This window comes from Flavobacterium sp., assembly GCF_031423415.1.
Classification (GTDB): Bacteria; Bacteroidota; Bacteroidia; order Flavobacteriales; family Flavobacteriaceae; genus Flavobacterium.
The window spans coordinates 23427-42197 of sequence record NZ_JANPFL010000002.1; the positions used below are offsets into that span (position 1 = coordinate 23427).

13 protein-coding genes are annotated in these 18771 nt (G+C 34.3%); 10 read left to right on the forward strand and 3 right to left on the reverse strand.

What is annotated here, in order from left to right:
* Nucleotides 1–143 precede the first annotated feature (143 nt).
* From RMO83_RS00455 to RMO83_RS00470, 4 genes are all read left to right on the forward strand, one after another.
* Entirely contained in the window at nucleotides 144–617 is a 474-nt protein-coding gene (locus RMO83_RS00455) for a DUF6265 family protein (RefSeq protein WP_310557700.1), read from the forward strand.
* Nucleotides 618–802: 185 nt separating this feature from the next.
* Nucleotides 803–1900, forward strand: a complete 1098-nt coding sequence (locus RMO83_RS00460) for a cytochrome c peroxidase (RefSeq protein ID WP_310557701.1) — start codon at nucleotides 803–805, stop codon at nucleotides 1898–1900.
* Nucleotides 1901–1925: 25 nt separating this feature from the next.
* Complete coding sequence (locus RMO83_RS00465) at nucleotides 1926–4097, forward strand: TonB-dependent receptor domain-containing protein (RefSeq protein WP_310557702.1); 2172 nt, start codon at nucleotides 1926–1928, stop codon at nucleotides 4095–4097.
* 196 nt (nucleotides 4098–4293) lie between these two features.
* A complete protein-coding gene (locus RMO83_RS00470; RefSeq protein WP_310557703.1) occupies nucleotides 4294–5604 on the forward strand; it encodes a hypothetical protein in 1311 nt (436 codons plus the stop codon).
* Nucleotides 5605–5734: 130 nt separating this feature from the next.
* Here the strand turns inward: RMO83_RS00470 and RMO83_RS00475 are convergent, their stop codons facing one another.
* Complete coding sequence (locus tag RMO83_RS00475) at nucleotides 5735–8368, reverse strand: valine--tRNA ligase (RefSeq protein WP_310557704.1); 2634 nt, start codon at nucleotides 8366–8368, stop codon at nucleotides 5735–5737.
* A gap of 164 nt (nucleotides 8369–8532) precedes the next feature.
* Here RMO83_RS00475 and RMO83_RS00480 point away from each other — a divergent pair, with 164 nt between their 5' ends.
* On the forward strand, nucleotides 8533–8919 hold the full coding sequence (locus RMO83_RS00480) for a DUF1573 domain-containing protein (RefSeq protein WP_310557705.1): 387 nt from the start codon (nucleotides 8533–8535) through the stop codon (nucleotides 8917–8919).
* A gap of 55 nt (nucleotides 8920–8974) precedes the next feature.
* Here the strand turns inward: RMO83_RS00480 and RMO83_RS00485 are convergent, their stop codons facing one another.
* Nucleotides 8975–10306 carry a PDZ domain-containing protein gene (locus tag RMO83_RS00485; protein ID WP_310557706.1) on the reverse strand — a complete coding sequence of 444 codons (1332 nt, stop codon included), beginning with the start codon at nucleotides 10304–10306 and terminating at the stop codon, nucleotides 8975–8977.
* A 125-nt stretch (nucleotides 10307–10431) separates the two neighbouring features.
* Between RMO83_RS00485 and RMO83_RS00490 the strand changes: the two genes are divergently transcribed.
* The 5 genes from RMO83_RS00490 (at nucleotide 10432) to lgt (ending at nucleotide 15487) form a co-directional block, all read left to right on the forward strand.
* A complete protein-coding gene (locus RMO83_RS00490) occupies nucleotides 10432–11628 on the forward strand; it encodes a pyridoxal phosphate-dependent aminotransferase (RefSeq protein ID WP_310557707.1) in 1197 nt (398 codons plus the stop codon).
* Between the two features lie 131 nt (nucleotides 11629–11759).
* Nucleotides 11760–12431: a GTP cyclohydrolase I FolE gene (gene folE, locus RMO83_RS00495; RefSeq protein ID WP_310557708.1), complete on the forward strand. Its 672-nt coding sequence runs from the start codon at nucleotides 11760–11762 to the stop codon at nucleotides 12429–12431.
* A gap of 40 nt (nucleotides 12432–12471) precedes the next feature.
* Complete coding sequence (gene cysS / locus RMO83_RS00500) at nucleotides 12472–13956, forward strand: cysteine--tRNA ligase (protein ID WP_310557709.1); 1485 nt, start codon at nucleotides 12472–12474, stop codon at nucleotides 13954–13956.
* 234 nt (nucleotides 13957–14190) lie between these two features.
* On the forward strand, nucleotides 14191–14472 hold the full coding sequence (yidD, locus tag RMO83_RS00505) for a membrane protein insertion efficiency factor YidD (protein WP_310557710.1): 282 nt from the start codon (nucleotides 14191–14193) through the stop codon (nucleotides 14470–14472).
* Between the two features lie 61 nt (nucleotides 14473–14533).
* Complete coding sequence (gene lgt / locus RMO83_RS00510) at nucleotides 14534–15487, forward strand: prolipoprotein diacylglyceryl transferase (protein WP_310557711.1); 954 nt, start codon at nucleotides 14534–14536, stop codon at nucleotides 15485–15487.
* Between the two features lie 394 nt (nucleotides 15488–15881).
* Here the strand turns inward: lgt and secDF are convergent.
* Nucleotides 15882–18771 (reverse strand): protein translocase subunit SecDF (gene secDF / locus RMO83_RS00515; protein ID WP_310557712.1); only part of this gene is annotated, 2890 nt, incomplete at its 5' end.

Sequence of the window (18771 nt, forward strand, 5' to 3'; positions counted from 1 at the left end):
CTCTGCAAACATCAGCATATGATTTTTCGTTTGATTCTACTAGATTTGATTTATTCATTGTTTTTTTTGATAAATCTGCGGTATCGCTGACCTCATTTATTGTATTTTTGAAATCTTAAGATCACATTCAAATTATCCAACTTATGAAAAACGCAATTTATAGTATCACGTTGCTTCTACTATTAGCTTCTTGTCAAAAATCGAAAGAAGTTTCTAAAATAGTAGGCAAAGAATGGTTGTTAGGACAATGGGAAAACAAGTCTGACGAGGGCAATCTATTAGAAATTTGGAAAAAAGCAAATGACAGTATTTATATTGGAGAAAGCTACTTTATAAAAGAAAAAGACACCTTGCATTCTGAAAAAATCGAGTTGAAACAAAAAGGAGAAAATCTGTTGTACATTTCGACCATTAAAGGGCAAAACAACGACAAACCAGTAACTTTCAACCACAATATCGAAATTGAAAAACAATTGGTTTTTGAAAATCCAAAGAATGAGTATCCAAGAAAAATTGTGTACAAACGCATTGCAAAAGACAGAATCTTCATAGAAGTTTCTGGAATTGAACAAGGCAAACCAACTTCAATACGTTATTCGATGAAGAAAACCGATTGAAAATATTTTTTTACTTATTATCAGAATCTTGCCCTAAAAAAGCAAGATTTTTTTTGTTTTAAACTACTGAAAAGCATCTCTTAATAAAATCTTAATAAATATTATTAAGATTTAGTCTAAATAAGATTTGCGGATTCGAAAATGGTTTTTATATTTGCATAGTTATTTATATTAAATCTAAATAAATGAATAAGAAATACTTTTTAATTTGCTTTCTTTCACTAATATTGCTTTCAAGTTGTACCGATGATTCAGAATATATTCCGGCTGTAAACAATAAAACTGTAATCGGAAAATTAATTTTCTTTGATAAAAACCTATCAAATCCCATTGGTCAGTCTTGTGCGTCCTGTCACGCACCTGAAACCGGTTTTAGCGATCCTTTGCACAGAGATATTTCGGAAGGCGCAGTATCCGGCGCATTTACCAGCATCAATTCCCCGAATTTAGCATACAATGTATTTTCTCCTGAACGTTCTTACAATACTACAGATGAAACTTTTATTGGAGGCCTTTTTCTCAATGGTCGATCTCTAAACCTGAAAGAACAAATCATTCATCCGTTTATTGGAGGGTTAGAGATGAATAATGGAAACATAGCAAATGTTGTATCCAAGATAAGAAAAGCGGCTTACTTTTCGGAAATCGAAAAGGAATACGGTCTAGCTAAAACTGACGAAGAACAAATGTCTTTCATTGCTGATGCTTTAGTCGCTTTTGAAACATCTAAAGAAGTGAATTCTTTTACATCAAAATTTGATTATTTCAATAAACAGTTAATCAAATTTACAGATGATGAAAAGAAAGGCTTAGCGGTTTTTCAAGGTAAAGGAAAATGTGCGCAATGCCACGTTTTAGAGCCGGACGAAAGAACAGGGAAAATTTTATTTACTGATTTTACCTACGACAATATTGGAGTGCCCAGAAATGAAAAAAATCCTTTTTACAACCAATCTGCAGCCGTAAATCCTGCGGGATCTAATTTTATGGATTTAGGAATTGGTGCTATAGTTTCAAAACCGGAACACAATGGAAAATTCCGGGTGCCTACGCTGCGAAACATCGCCGTTTCAGCTCCCTATTTTCATAACGGCTCTTTTAAAACCTTAAAAGATGTCATTCATTTTTATAATGTTCGGGATCTCAAACCTAGCGAATTTGCTCCTCCCGAAGTGCTTAAAAACGTAAATACAGATGAGTTAGGCGATCTAAAAATGACCGCAGAAGAAGAACTACAACTGGAAGCATTTCTTAGAACGCTTACTGATCATTACCGAAAATAATTATTATTCTATCAAAAAAACCAATATGAATTTCAATAAAATATTGATTACCCTACTCGCTATTATTGGAGTACAAAGCATCAACGCACAAGTGAATTTGCAAAACTCATTGAAAGAAGTAATAGTTAAAGGATTTAAAACCGTTAATGGTATTGGCCATTTGCCAGAAAGCAAAGACGGAATTATTTATGCCGGTAAGAAAAGTGAAATCATTCTCATTGATAGTCTCGATGCCAATAAAGCCGTTAATAATACCCGACAAATACTGGGAAGAATTCCAGGTCTAAATATTGTAGAAACAGAAAGCAGCGGGTTTACTGCCAACGGGATAGCAACACGTGGCCTTAATCCTTCTCAAAGTGTAGAAATGAATACCCGTCAAAACGGATACAATATTAGTGGAGATATTTATGGTTATAATGAAGCATATTATCTGCCGCCGATGGAGTCTGTAAGTCGTATCGAATTTGTTAGAGGTGCAGCGTCTTTACAATTTGGATCACAGTTTGGAGGTTTAGTCAATTATGTTACTAAAGATGCGCCAAAAAATAAGCCTTTTGAATTTATAACTGCGCAAACTATTGGAAGTTACGGCTTGTTTAATTCCTTCAATTCTGTTGGTGGTAATCATAAGAAATGGAGTTATTACAGCTTTTTACAATACCGTACTTTGGCAGGATACAGACCAAACAGTGAGCAAACTCAAGCTTCCGGATTTGGAAAACTACAGTACAATCCATCAGAAAAATTAAATTTTGGTATTGAATATTCCCTGCTTCGCAATAAAATAAAAATGCCTGGCGGATTGACTGATAGTTTATTTTCTGCAAATCCAAAAACCTCAACCCGAGCAAGAAACTGGCTAAAAAGTCCTTGGAATATAATTTCAACATACGCAAATTACAAGCCTGCAGAAAACAGTACTTTGAGTGTTAAATCTACCTATTTATTCAGCAGTCGTTCGTTGGTTTGGAGAAATGAAGATGGTGGAGCTGTGGCCACAGATGACATAGACCCTATAACCGATGAATATGTACCTCGAGAAGTAGGCACAGAAAAGATCAACAACATCACAACCGAAATACGGTATTCCCAAAATTATACTGTGGGAAATCAAAAATCAACTTTAGCAGGTGGAATCCGTCACAGTTATGCTTGGTTTAAGCGTCAAGGCGGCGGAGAAGGAACAACAAATAATGATTTTGACTTGTCCATTTCAGGAGATTGGGGATACAATTTAGATTTTAGCACCACAAATCTAGCTCCGTTTGTAGAAAATATTTTTAAAATCTCCAGAAATTTCACTGTTACTCCGGGTTTTCGCTTTGAATATTTGAGAAGTACTGCCAAAGGACACAAAGAAGTGGAAGGCGATATACAACTAACAGATGAAATCAGAAACAGAACTTTTGCTTTAGGTGGAATTGGTCTAGAATTAAAACCCGGAAAAAACACGAGTGTTTATGCCAATATTTCTCAAGCCTATCGCCCGATAGATTACAGCCAGTTAGAACCTTTTGGAACTAGTTCAAAAACAGATCCTAACCTAAGAGACTCAGAAGGTTTTAATAGTGATTTGGGCTACCGAGGTACCATCAAGAACTATCTTAATTTTGATTTAGGATTATTTTATCTGGGGTACAACAATCGCATTGGAATAACATTAGTCACTAATCCCATTACAGGCGATTACTATTCTCTTAGAAAAAATATAGCCAATAGTGTGCACCAAGGAATCGAAAGTTATATTGAGTTTAATATCTTAAAATACTATAATTGGAAATCTAATTATGGTTTAAGCTTGTTCAATTCCTTTGCTTATATCGATGCGAGATACACTAACGGAGAATTTAAAGGAAATAGAGTCGAAGCTGCTGCCAAAACGATCAACCGTATCGGTTTAATTTTTAGTACAAGTAAATTATCAACCACTTTACAGTACAATTATGTTGGCGATGCTTTTGGCGACGCGTCTAATGTTATAACTAGCGAAGATCCTGTCGCTGGTTATATTCCTTCGTATACGGTTTTAGACTGGAGTGCTAGTTACAAAGTTAACAATTACGCCATCAAATTAGGAGTCAACAATCTAACAGACAAGTCTTATTTCACTCGTAGAACGGATGAATATCCTGGACCAGGTATTATTCCCGCAGTGGGAAGAAGCTTTTATTTAGGATTTACAGCTAAATTCTAATTGTAATCTAGACCAATTTTGTTCCCGTAATAATTTAGAAAGTATCTCATTTTTTTTATTTTTAAATTTCGAAAAATTCGCCGTCACAGAATTATGTACATTTGAATATTATTCAGATTATTATAGTTTACACAAGTAAAATATTCAATAACTAGTTTACCTTTACCTTATTTATCATTATTCAATATTTAAATTTATGTACTACCGATTCTTTTGCAACTTCCTTCTGATAGCAATACTATTTTCTTGTGATAATACTGAAATTCTTCTCGATGCACCAACAACAATAATTCCTTCACCTATAGCAACAGCAAAAAGAGCTTCACCTGCAGCAACAACCATTGTGCCCAAAATATGGACAAAAGGAATTGGCACCATAAGTGATCCATATCAAATTGAAATTCCGGAACATCTTGTTTATTTATCAAAAGCAGTAAACGAATCTTCTACCGACCCATACTCTGCAGATTATACCTTGAAACGTTTTGCAAATAAATATTTCAAAATTATGAGTGATCTTAATTTGAAAAATATTCCATTTATTCCAATTGGAAAAGTTCCTGTATTGACCTTTTTAGGTAATCTCGATGGGAATTTTAAAAAAATATCTAATTTAAAAATTAAAACAACCAACAATCTTGAGCTTTCTGGGCTTTTTGGATGTATGGGCTTCACTACTTCAGTAAAGAATTTAAGTATTATCAATGGCAATATCGAAGGGATTAATTACGTAGGAGGTATTGCTGGAAAAATTGGAGCAAACTCCAAAATAGAAAACTGTTCCTATGATGGAATCATTAGAGGAATTGATTTTGTTGGTGGTATAATTGGAGGAGGAAATAGTGATATCAATAGTGGTGACATTTTAAATAGCTGTTCCTTTAACGGAAGCATTGTCGGAAATAAATATGTTGGTGGTATAATAGGAAGTGTAGATAGTAATAGCCAAATAAATCGTTGTTTTAATAAAGGAAACATAAAAGGCAGTGCAAAGGTTGGAGGCATAGTAGGAGATAAATATGATTGTGTTGTAAACCAATGCTATAATATTGGTACAGTTATGGCAACTACAGCTTCTGCAGGAGGTATAATCGGAGTGTCTAATGGATACGCTAGTTTAGGTGTTAAGAGTGATGTATTTAATTGTTATAATAGGGGAGAAATTTCTGCGCCTAGTTCAGCTGCAGGCATTATCGGAACTCAAATTAAAGGTAGTGTACACAACTCTTATAATACAGGTAAAATTTCAATGCCCTCAGAATACAATAACCCGATTGCTAAGGGATACGACTATTCTTGGAATGAGGTTGATAATTGTTATTACTTAAATAGTTCGATAACTTTAGATTCTAAAAGTGGCCTTATTAGAGGAATTAGCAAAGAACAAAACTTTATGTTAACAATTTCTTTTGTAAATGACCTAAATAAGAACATTTTACCAAATGCTTGGAAACAAGATAAAATCCCAAATACAAATGGAGGTTACCCAATCTTATCGTGGCAATAACTGATTCCTTATCTAGCGATCTTTTTGCTCCCGACTACCGGCAGAGCATCAAACATTAATATTATAGCCAAAACACCATTTCAATACTATTTTGTGATGGTGTTTCTTATTTTAAAAATTGAATAAAAACCTATTTCAACCCAGCCAAACTCTGTTCGATGGTTTCAATTTTAGCCAATGCATCGGCTTCTTTTTGTCTTTCGTTTGCCAAAACTTTTTCTGGTGCACCGTTTACAAATTTCTCGTTAGACAATTTGTTTTGAACCGATTTCAAGAATCCTTGAGTGTAAATTAACTCGGTGTTTAGTTTTTCAATTTCAGCCGCAACATCAATATTTCCAATAATCGGGATAAAATATTCATTCGATTTTACTCGGAAAGACAATGCTCCATCCACTTTATCCGATACATATTCTAATGATATGATGTTTCCTAATTTGGTCACAACCGCATCAAAATATGTCGAAGCAGCATCGTTGTTAATCGCTTTTAATTCAATCGCATCCTTAAACGGAATATTCTTGTCTTTACGAATGGTTCTGATTCCTGAAATCACGTCAATTGTATTTTCGAAATCGGTTATCAATTTTGCGTCGAAAGGTTTCATTTCTGGCCAAGTCGAAACGATTAACGCTTCATCTGGCGTTCTTTCAGCCAGTAATTGCCATATCTCCTCTGTCAAAAACGGCATAAACGGATGCAACAATTTCATATTATTTTCTAGCATTCCTATGGCTTTCGCCAATGTCAAACTGTCAATCGGTTGTTGGTAGGCTGGTTTTATCATTTCGAGAAACCAAGAACAGAAATCGTCCCAAACCAATTTGTAAATGCCCATTAAAGCATCGGAAATTCTGTATTTTTCGAAATTGTCTTCGATTTCCAAAAGAGTTTGTTGCAACTTCGCTTCGTACCATTCTATCGCTACTTTCGAAGATTCTGGTTGCGGAATTGAATCCGAAACTTCCCAACCTTTAATCAATTTAAAAGCATTCCAGATTTTATTGGTAAATCCTTTTCCTTGGTTGCATAATTCTTCATCAAACATAATGTCGTTTCCGGCAGAAGCACTCAAAAGCAGTCCAACACGAACGCCATCGGCACCAAATTTTTCAATTAATTCCAACGGTTCGGGCGAATTTCCTAACGATTTCGACATCTTTCGTCTTTGTTTGTCGCGAACTAAGCCTGTTAAATAAACATTTGTAAATGGTTTTTTGCCTGTATATTCATAACCCGCAATAATCATTCTAGCTACCCAGAAAAACAAAATATCGGGACCAGTTACCAAATCATTCGTTGGATAATAGTATTTGAAATCTTCGTTTTCAGGATCTATAATGCCGCCAAAAACCGACATTGGCCACAACCAAGAGGAGAACCAAGTATCGAGAGCATCAACGTCTTGACGAAGGTCAGAGGTTAGAAGTTGTAAGTTAGAAGTTTTTTCTTTGGCTAAAGCCAACGCTTCGTCAATATTCTCTGCAACGACGAAATCTTCTTTTCCGTCTCCGTAGAAATAGGCAGGAATTTGTTGTCCCCACCACAATTGACGGGAAATATTCCAATCACGAATATTGTTTAACCAATGCGCATAGGTATTATTAAAACGAGTTGGATGCAATTTGATTTCTCCATCCACCAAAACGGATTTAATTGCTGGTTTTACCAAATCTTCCATTTTCAAGAACCATTGATCGGACAAACGAGGTTCGATTACCGCTTTGGTTCGTTCCGAAGTTCCAACTTTGTTTAAGTAGACTTCAGTTTTTGCCAAAGCTCCAATTGCTCCTAATTCATTGGCAATTTCATCACGAACTACAAAACGATCTTTGCCTTGATAATGCAATCCAAAACTATTTAATGTACCATCATCGTTAAAAACATCAATAATTTCAAGATTGAATTTTTCTCCAATATTTTTGTCGTTGATATCGTGAGCAGGAGTCACTTTCAGACTTCCTGTTCCAAACTCCATATCAATATAATCGTCAAAAACAACTGGAATTTCACGATTACAAATAGGCACAATAGCTTTCTTCCCTTTCAAATGTTGGTAGCGTTCGTCATCGGGATGAAAACACAAACCCGTATCACCAAAAATGGTTTCAGGTCTTGTTGTTGCAACAACAACAAATTCTGTCGAATCTACAATTTTATATTTCAAAAAATATAATTTCCCTTGACGCTCTTCATAAATCACCTCTTCATCCGACAAAGTAGTTTTGGCTTCTGGATCCCAATTGACCATTCGATAACCACGATAAATCAAGCCTTTGTTATACAAATCAACAAAAGATTTAATTACCGATGCCGACATATCAGGATCCATTGTGAATTTGGTTCTATCCCAATCGCAAGAACAACCTAATTGTTTCAATTGTTCTAAGATTGTTCCTCCATATTTGTCAGTCCAATCGTATGCGTGTTTTAGGAATTCTTCACGACTTAAATCGGATTTATTGATTCCTTCGGATTTTAGTTTCGCTACCACTTTAGCTTCAGTAGCAATCGAAGCGTGGTCTGTTCCAGGAACCCAGCAAGCATTGAAACCCTTCAACCGCGCTCTTCTTATCAAAACATCTTGAATAGTATTGTTCATCATATGTCCCATGTGTAAAACTCCAGTCACGTTTGGCGGAGGAATTACAATGGTATATGGCGTTCTGTGGTCGGGTTCCGAATGGAAATAATTGTTCTTCATCCAGTAGTCATACCACTTATTTTCAATAGTCTTTGCGTCAAATTGTGCAGGAATTGTCATAAAAAAGCAACTGTTAAAACCAAAATTATACTTTGGTCTGATATTTGTAATTAAAAGAGGGAACAAAAGTAAATAATTAAGTACAGTATAAAAAGAGAAATAAATAATTGTACGCTTAATTAAAAAAGGTAATTTTACTGAACAGAATTTAAAAAAAAATCAAAATGAAAAATAGAGCCACTTTAATAGCAATGGTATTGATGAGTAGTTTCGGTTTTGCCCAAGGTCCTAAAATTGAATTTAAGGCAAAAGACAATACTATAGATTATGGAACTACCGCTAAAAAAAATGATAATGGTGTTCGTTATTTTGAATTTACAAACACTGGAGATGCCCCTTTAATTATTAGCAATGTGCTTTCAACTCCAGGTTTTACGATACCTTCAAAACCTAACGACCCTGTAATGCCAGGGAAAACTGGAAAAATTGAAGTAAAATACAGCATGATACCTGGTCCAATACGAAAAACTATTACCGTAGAATCAAACGCCGTAAATTATGAAGGTGGCAGAATTCCTTTGAAAATTAAGGGCGATGTTATTGCTGATTAAAACCTATAAAAATTCGTAAAGACGCTTTGTAATTAATTTTAAGAAGCGTTTTGTTTTATAATACATTCAGCAATTGAAATTTAAACTTTAGAATTTGGCTTTCACGTTCAACTTCAAAAGTTATCCAATTTTCCTCTTCAGATTTCAATACTGAATTTATTTTTTCTAAAGTGAATTCATAACCAGGTTTTTGATTAATGCTAACAATTACATCTCCTTTTTGCAGTCCACTGACGGACGCAGGTGAATTCTTTCGAACATTTGCAATTATGTAAATTGGCTTTAAAACAAATTTATATTTAAAATTATTATTTGAATTGTTACCTCTATTATCAACAGCATTCCCTATTATAATTGGAACAGTTTCAAGACTAACCGTCTCTTGAACCCATTGCAAACCATCGTGTTGAACTTCGATGCCGCTTTTATTATAATAAAAAGGTGTTTTATAGTGGCTGTTTTTCTTTATAAATAATTGTTGGTTTGGATAGTCAAAAACTAAATTGAATCTTTTTAAAATTTCGGCACCTATTGAACCAGCGCGATCTTTTACCATTCTAACATTTTTTATAGAAGTCGAATCAGGAAAAGCTACTATCGGATTACTAAATGCAAATTTTGAAAAAGTAAATTTTTTAATTTGAGCTCTTCTTCCCTCAACATCTCCACTAAACCCTTTTCCTAAATAATCTTCAAAATTTTTTGCCGGAATTTTTATTGACTTATCTTTATTTTCAAAAAGCCAAAGGGCATCACTATTGCCGATATCAATTAATAATTTCGTCGAAATCTCGGAAGAATCGATACTAGCAGTACCTAGTACATATGGTTTTGATTTTTCGATAGTTATGGGAACCATTTGATATTTGTTTACTATTCGTTTTCTATTCTTTTCATTATCTTTATATACCGTAATTCGTTTTCTGTCATAGTTAATTTCAACTAGATTCGATTTTAAAAAATTATAACCAATAATACCATTTACAGGAATTCCAATGTGTGATGATAAGTTAAAACTTTGATCTAAAACAATATACAATAAGTGATTTTCAGATTTTAGATCCTTAATTTCTAAAGTGTTATTTTTAGATTTTAACCCTTCTATGGATGTTTCACTTCCCAAACCTCTCAAAGATATCTTTTCAACATTAAAAAAACTTACCTCTTTCTTATCTTCCATACTAAAAAGAATGGTTTCTTCAACACCAGAATCTAAGAGAAAGTACAATTCAACCTTATTAACTTTTATGGGAATAAATATTAAATTATTGATAATTTTGAAAGGGATAATTACTTTATCGGTTCCATTTTCAAACTGAAATTCATCCTGTCCAAAAACCGGTAAAGTAGAAATAGTAAAAAAACAAAAAATGAATAGTAGTCTCATCCTAATATATTTTCATAAAAATAGTAAAATATTGAATATTAAAGGTCTTTTATTAACAAATAAACAGAATCGAATCGATTTATTTCGAAAAAAAAATCGCAAATTTGCACCAAATTTTCACAAACATGCCTAGCATTTCAATTAGAGGTCGAAAAATGCCCGAATCGCCAATTCGAAAGTTGGCTCCATTTGCTGACTTGGCCAAACTAAAAGGTCATAAAGTATATCATTTAAACATTGGTCAACCCGATATAAAAAGTCCAGAAAAAGCCATTGAAGCCATAAAAAATATTGATTTAGATATTATAGAATATGGTCCTTCAGCAGGTTATGAAAGTTACAGAAAAAAACTAGCTTCATTCTACACCAGTCAAAATGTAAGAGTTTCGTTTGAAGATATAATGATTACTACAGGTGGTTCTGAGGCATTATTATTTGCGCTTGGCAGCATTATGGATCCGGAGGACGAAGTCATTATTCCAGAACCATTTTATGCCAATTACAGTGCTTTTTCAGCAGAATCAAGCGCAAGAGTTGTACCTGTGATTTCTAACATCGAAAGCGGTTTTACCTTGCCAACGATTGCAGAATTTGAAAAAACGATTACTCCAAAAACCAAAGCGATTTTAATCTGTAATCCAAATAATCCAACTGGGTATTTGTATTCCGAATCAGAAATTAATCAATTAGGAGAATTGGTTAAAAAACACGACTTATTTCTAATTGCCGACGAAGTGTATCGCGAATTTATATACGACGACAGAGACAAACACTTTTCGGTTATGAACCTAAAAGGAATTGAACAAAACGTCATTATGATTGATTCTGTTTCCAAAAGATACAGCATGTGTGGTGCTCGAATTGGCTGTATGGTTACTAAAAATAGAGAAGTTATTGGTGCCTCAATGAAATTTGCTCAGGCTCGTTTATGCCCTCCAACAATTGAACAAATCGCCTGCGAAGCTGCAATTGATACTCCTCAAAGTTATTTTGACGAAGTAATTTCTGAATACAGAGAACGAAGAGACGCGTTAATTACTGAGTTAAATAAAATTGAAGGTGTAATCGTGACCACTCCAAAAGCGGCTTTTTATTGCATTGCGCAACTGCCTGTAGATAATACCGATGATTTTGCACAATGGCTACTTGAAAGCTATAATTTAGATGGAGAAACCGTAATGGTAGCTCCTGCAGCGGGATTTTATTCGACTCCAGGAGTAGGTTTGAATCAAGTTCGAATTGCTTATGTATTGAAAAAAGAAGATTTAATTCGTGCTGTACAAATCTTAAAAGAAGCCATTAAAGTCTATAATTCAAAATAAGAAAACTCATAATTTCATTTTCAAAATTGAACACAATTTATCAGAATTAATTATTAAAAGCTATAGAAATTTTTTAGCTTTAATTAATTATCTTTACTCCCTAATTTATTTTACAATAATTGTAACTTTTAATGATAAACAACGAAGAATTTCAGGACGAAATAGGAAACAATCATATTAGTTCATCAGCAAAAAACCCAGTAAGAGAAGACGCTTTTGATATATCGGACGATGAAAAAATCGAAAGAATAAAAAAAGATGTCGAAAATATTTTGCTTACACTCGGAATGGATTTGACAGACGATAGCTTAAAAGGAACTCCCAATCGAGTAGCCAAAATGTTTGTAAAGGAAATTTTTGGGGGTCTAAATCCTTCCCGAAAACCCAAAGCCTCGACATTTGAAAACGGCTACAAGTATGGAGAAATGCTAGTCGAAAAAAACATAACCCTATACTCTACTTGTGAACACCATTTACTTCCCATAATAGGAAGAGCGCATGTTGGTTACATCTCAAACGGAAGGGTTGTTGGACTATCAAAAATAAACAGAATAGTTGAGTTTTATTCGAAAAGACCTCAGGTTCAAGAACGCTTAACGATGCAAATTGTACAAGAACTTCAAATTGCTTTAGGTACTCAAGACGTGGCGTGTATTATTGATGCCAAACACCTTTGCGTCAATTCAAGAGGAATAAAAGACATCGAAAGCAGCACGGTAACCTCTGAATTTGGGGGTAAATTTAAAGAAGAACAAACTCGCAGAGAACTTTTAGAATATATAAAGCTAGAAACGAAGTTTTAAAAGTTTATTGTTTTTACAGCAAATCACAAATCACGCAAGAATGCCTCTATACAAATCCCAAAATTTAAAAATATACAATACGCTTTCGGGAGAAAAAGAAAATTTTGTGCCCATTCACGAAGGAAATGTTGGAATGTATGTTTGTGGACCTACGGTTTACAGCAATGTCCATCTTGGAAATGTGAGAACTTTTATGTCTTTTGATGTAATTTTCAGGTATTTTTTGCATTTGGGTTACAAAACACGTTATGTTAGAAATATTACCGATGCTGGACATTTGACCGATGACGGAAATGTAGAAAATGACCGTTTTGTAAAACAATCTCGGCTAGAAAAATTGGAGCCGATGGAAGTGGTCCAAAAATACACAGTCGATTTTCATCAGGTTTTAGAAAAATTTAATTTTTTAGCTCCCACAATTGAGCCTACAGCAACGGGACATATTATTGAACAAATAGAACTCATTCAAAAACTAATTTCCGATGGTTTTGCATATGAAACTGAGGGTTCTGTCTATTTTGATGTTTATGAATACAACAAAAAAGGATTAAATTATGGTGAATTAAGTAACCGAAATATTGATGAATTATTTGCCAACACTAGAGATTTAGACGGTCAAAACGAAAAGAAAAATCCGCAAGATTTTGCCTTGTGGAAAAATGCTTCTCCTGCACACATAATGCGTTGGAATTCTCCTTGGGGCGAAGGTTTTCCAGGTTGGCATTTGGAATGTACCGCAATGAGCACCAAATATTTAGGAGAACATTTTGATATTCACGGAGGCGGAATGGACTTGAAATTCCCTCATCATGAATGCGAAGTGGCTCAAGGAAAAGCGTGTAACGGAACTACACCAGTAAATATTTGGATGCATACCAATATGCTTACGATGAACGGTTTACGAATGAGTAAATCGACTGGAAATTATATTTTACCAATGGAATTGCTTTCGGGCGAAAATACTTTTTTTGAAAAGAAATTTCAACCCAACGTGGTTCGATTTTGCTTTTTGCAAGCGCATTACCGCAGTGTTTTGGATATTTCGAACGAAGCCATGGTAGCCAGTGAAAAAGGATTAAACAGATTGCTTGAAGGTGTAAAATTGATGGCAACCATTCAGCCCAACACGACTTCCTCTTTCTCAGTAACCGATTGGAATCAAAATTGTTATGACGCAATGAATGACGATTTTAATACTCCAATTCTAATTGCTAATTTATTTGAAGGAATTCGGTACATCAATTTGTTAAATGATAATTCTGCCAGCTTGACTGCCGAAGATTTAAAATTATTCAGCCATTCGATAAGTACTTTTATCTTTGATGTTTTGGGACTTAAAGACGAAAAAGGTGTTGAAAACAACAACGAAAAACTAGAAGGTGTAGTCAATATGTTAATAGGTATGCGAAATGAGGCTAGAGCCAACAAAAATTTTGCAATGTCAGATCAAATAAGAAATCAATTGATTGCTTTAGGAATTCAGTTGAAAGACGGAAAAGAAGGAACTACTTTTAGTATCCAATAATTTAGTGGTCAGTGGTCAGTTTTTTAGTGGTCAGTTACATTTATCAGTAATCAGATTGCAGAATTTAGTCCCGAAGCTTCGGGAACAGGTTGTAGACAGATTACTAAAAATTTTATATAATAGTATCTAAACACTTATTAACTGAACACTATGCAACTGAACACTAGTCACTCATAAACTGAACACTCATAGACTGAACACTCATAGACTGAACACTGAACACTCTGATAAAGTATGTTAAAGAAAACCCTTATATTTCCTTTTGTCTTTTTGGTTCGGATTTACCAAACTGCGATTTCTCCATTTACGCCCTCCACTTGTAGATTTGAGCCTACTTGTTCGAGTTATATGATTGAGGCTTTACAAAAGCATGGGTTATTTTATGGTGGTTATTTAGGAATAAAAAGGATAATGAGTTGTCACCCTTGGGGAAAAACGGACTATGACCCTGTGCCGTCCTCATCACAATCAATTCAAAGCATTGAGTCTAAAAACAAAAGCTCTCACAAACATTAACTTTTTATAAAGACATACTCTTCTTTAAATATATATTTTTACAATCTATAAAAAACAGTATATGACACAAGCATTAAATATAATTTGGAATCCGTCAGAAGGAATTGATTTAGGTTTTTTTGTAATTCGCTTTTATAGTCTGATGTTTGTAATCGCTTTTGGATTGGGTTGGTTCATAATGAAAAAAATATTTGAACGTGACTACGAATCGTTGGAAAAATTAGACTCCTTATTTATTTGGATCGTTTTGGCTACATTGGCTGGAGCTCGTTTGGGTCATGTTTTCTTCTACGATTGGGAATATTATCGCAATCATTTAGTTGAAATTCTTTTACCCATTAGAGAAAATCCCGAAGGAACACTTTTTCACTTCATAAATGGCTGGGAATTCACAGGTTATCAAGGTTTGGCAAGCCATGGAGCAGCTATTTCAATAATAATCACAATGTACTTTTTTAGTAAAAACATTTTGAGAAGACCTCAAATGTGGATTTTAGATAGAATTGTTATTGCTGTGGCAAGTGGAGCGATATTCGTCCGCTTAGGCAACTTTTTCAATTCAGAAATTGTTGGAAACGTAACTAATTCTCCTTTTGGAATTCGATTTGTACGGGATCAGTTTACTGCGCGAGAAGCGGTGAATTCAACACAATTAGCATCGCCAAATGAGGCTTACAATGCCATAGCAACCAACCCACAGTTTGCTGATTTATTACTTCAAGTTCCTGCTAAACACCCTGCACAATTGTATGAAGCCGTTTGTTATATTTTTGTTTTCGCCATACTCTTTTTCTTGTATTGGAAAACCGACGCAAGAGAAAAATCAGGGTTTTTATTTGGTCTTTTTCTTGTACTTTTGTGGTCAGTTCGTTTTATTGTGGAATATGTAAAAGAAAGTCAAGGTGGCTTCGAAAGTGCTTTAGGCCTCTTATCTACCGGACAATGGCTCAGTATTCCTTTTATATTAATAGGGTTGTATTTTGTTTTTACTGCAGAAAAACCTGTTCACATCTAATTTAGTAAAAAAAATATAGCAACAAAATCGTTATATAATAGAATACCCCCAAAAAGTTAGACACTATTTGGGGGTGTTTTTTTATAATATCCCCCGTTAAAGGAAGTATTTGGTTTTGTCTAAAAAAAACTATCAACAAACTGAACAACACTTCGGCAATACTTAGCGTTGGTAAAAAACAAAGTTAATATTATTAATAGGTTGTCCTAGAAAATTAGTAGTAGCTGCATGACTCGACATCAAAGCTCTGATAGACTGCTACAGCTATCGAAACTACAATAAGTACTATATATTTTAAACACTTTTCCTGTAGTGACGACATCGCAAAATATTTATATCAAAAAAAAGACTCGAATTTTACTCGAGTCTTTTCAATAATTATAAAACTTTTATTCTAAGTATTGTGTTCTATTTCGATTCTTAAATGCTCCTCTTCTGACATTGTATCACACAAAACTGGAGTTGCAATGAATAACGAAGAATACGTTCCTACAATAATACCAATAAGCATTGCAAAAATAAATCCTCTAATTGAATCTCCACCAAAAACAAACATAATCAATAATACCAAAATCATAGTTAATGAAGTATTGATGGTTCTTGACATTGTACTATTAATAGATTGATTTACGATACTATTGAAATTTCCTTTGGCTTTTTTACCTCCTAAAAATTCACGAACCCTGTCAAATACAATTACAGTATCATTCATTGAATATCCAATAACGGTCAGAATCGCTGCAATAAAGTGCTGATCAATCTCCATTCCGAAGGGCATAAATTTATAGCACAATGAATAAATTCCCAATACAAATATTACGTCGTGAACTACCGCTGCAATCGCACCCAAACTATACTGCCATTTTCTAAAACTGATAACCAAATACAATCCTACAATAAGCATGGCTCCAAGAACTGCCCAATAAGCGTTGTTTTTAATATCCTCAGCCACTGTTGGTCCCACTTTAGAAGCTTGTAAAATACCCAATTGTTTACCTTCATAAGCATTTACAAATTTATCATAAGTCAATCCAGCAGAATAATGTTTTTTCAAATTATCATATAATAATTTGTTAACTTCTTCGTCTGCCTCACTTCCGTGTTCTGCAACTTTGTATTTTGTAGTTATTTTTAATTGATTGTTATTACCAATAATTTTAACCTCGGCACTTCCGTCAAAAACTTTAACTAATTCTGCTTTTATTCCTTCAACTTCTACCGGTTTTTCAAATCGGATTTGGAAAGTTCTACCTCCAACAAAGTCAACTCCTTGATCTAAACCATTTGTAGCTAATGAATAAATACTTACAATAGTTACAATTGCTGAAAAAGCATACGTCCATTTTTTGATTTTAAGGAAATCAAAATGGAAGTTGGTAAAGAAGTTTTTAGAAAAATTAGTAACAAATGATAATTTCCCACCTTGTAAAATTCTTCTGTCAATGAAGATTCTAGCAATAAAGATAGATGTAAACAAAGAGGTTATTATACCTATTAATAATGTAGTTGCAAAACCTTTGATCGGTCCTGAACCAAAAATAAACAATACGGCACCCGTTAAGATGTGAGTAACATTCGCATCTACAATAGAACGCATTGCTCCTTTCCAACTGTACGAGGCTATAACGGCTTCATCTAATGTTTTACCCGAACGTAATTCTTCTTTTGCTCTTTCATAGATAATGATATTCGCATCTACCGCAGTTCCCATTGTCAACACGATACCAGCAATACCCGGAAGTGTAAGTACAGCACCTAAACTGGCTAAGATTCCAAATAAGAATAATAAGTTTACCGCCAATGCAATATTAGCATACCAACCAGCTCTTCCGTAATACACCATCATCCACAGTGATACTAATAGCAATCCTAAAAGTGCTGAATTCGTTCCATTATCTATTGCTTCTTGACCCAATGATGGACCTACAACATCAGATTGGATGATGTCTGCAGCGGCGGGAAGTTTACCAGCTCTTAGTACATTAGCTAAATCTTTTGTTTCTGCAATTTCAAAATTTCCCGAAATTTCTGATCTTCCACCTGAAATTGGTCCACTAGAAACACCTGGAGCCGAATAAACAATATTGTCCAAAACAATAGCAATACTACTTTTTTGCGTATAAGCTCTACCTGTCAATTCTTCCCAAGCTTTTGCTCCTTGACCATTCATTTGCATCGAAACTGCTGGTTTTCCTGATTGATCAAAAGTATCTTTAGCGTCGGTAACAACTCCTCCACCCATTGATGCAACATTGTCTCTGTTACCTTTTAATGCATACAGTTCTACCGCATCAATAACTTTTCCTTTTGCATCAGTAAGCGTTGTTGGTTTCCCCCAAACAAATTTAGCATAAAACTGGTCTGGTGCCAATAAAGCTCTGATGTCAGCTCTTCTTAGATAACCTCCAACAGCTGCAGTATCTTTAGGTGCAAACATACCCAAAACTGGTCCGCCACCTTGTTGAATAATTTTATCCAGAATTGGATTATTCCCTTTTTTAGCATCAACTGAATCTTTTTTGTCAGTTAATAAAGCACTCAATGTATCTTTGGCCACCGTTTTAACTTCGGTAGTTTTGATTTCAGTTTTCTTCAATGCCTCATTTGCAGCCATCAAGAAATTACCAATTTCTTCAATTTTATAGGTTTCCCAAAACTCCAATTGAGCCGTACTTTGTAATAACTTTTTAATTCTATCAACGTCTTTTGCACCAGGAAGTTCTACAAGAATTCTTCCAGTTTCGCCTAATTTTTGAATGTTCGGTTGAGTAACACCAAATTTGTCTATACGTTTTCTTAATACTCCAAAAGCACTATCTACAGATTCATCTACTTTTCGTCTGATTACTTTTTGAGCCTCACTATCGGTCATTTTAAAATCGATTTCTCCTTGCAAAGTTCTGTTTGCGAAAATATCAGGAGAAGCCAATTTTACCGTTCCTTTCGAGTTAGCCTCAAAAGCTTCAAAAAACTTGTCGATGTATGATTTATTTCCCTGCATATTTGCAGTTGCATCGGCTAGGGATTTATTAAAAACTGGATTTTTAGAATTATTAGCTAATCCTTTCAAAACATCTTTAACTGAAATTTGCAATATCACGTTGATACCTCCCTCTAAGTCAAGACCTTTATTGATTTGCTTGTCTTTTACTTCGTTGAAAGTAAAATTGGTAAACCCAAGATTGAACACATTTTCCTTTCCAATGGAATCCAAATATTTTAATTCTTTTTCAGGATTACCCTTAGCAAATGTTTTAGCATCGCTTTTGATTTTACTTGAAACG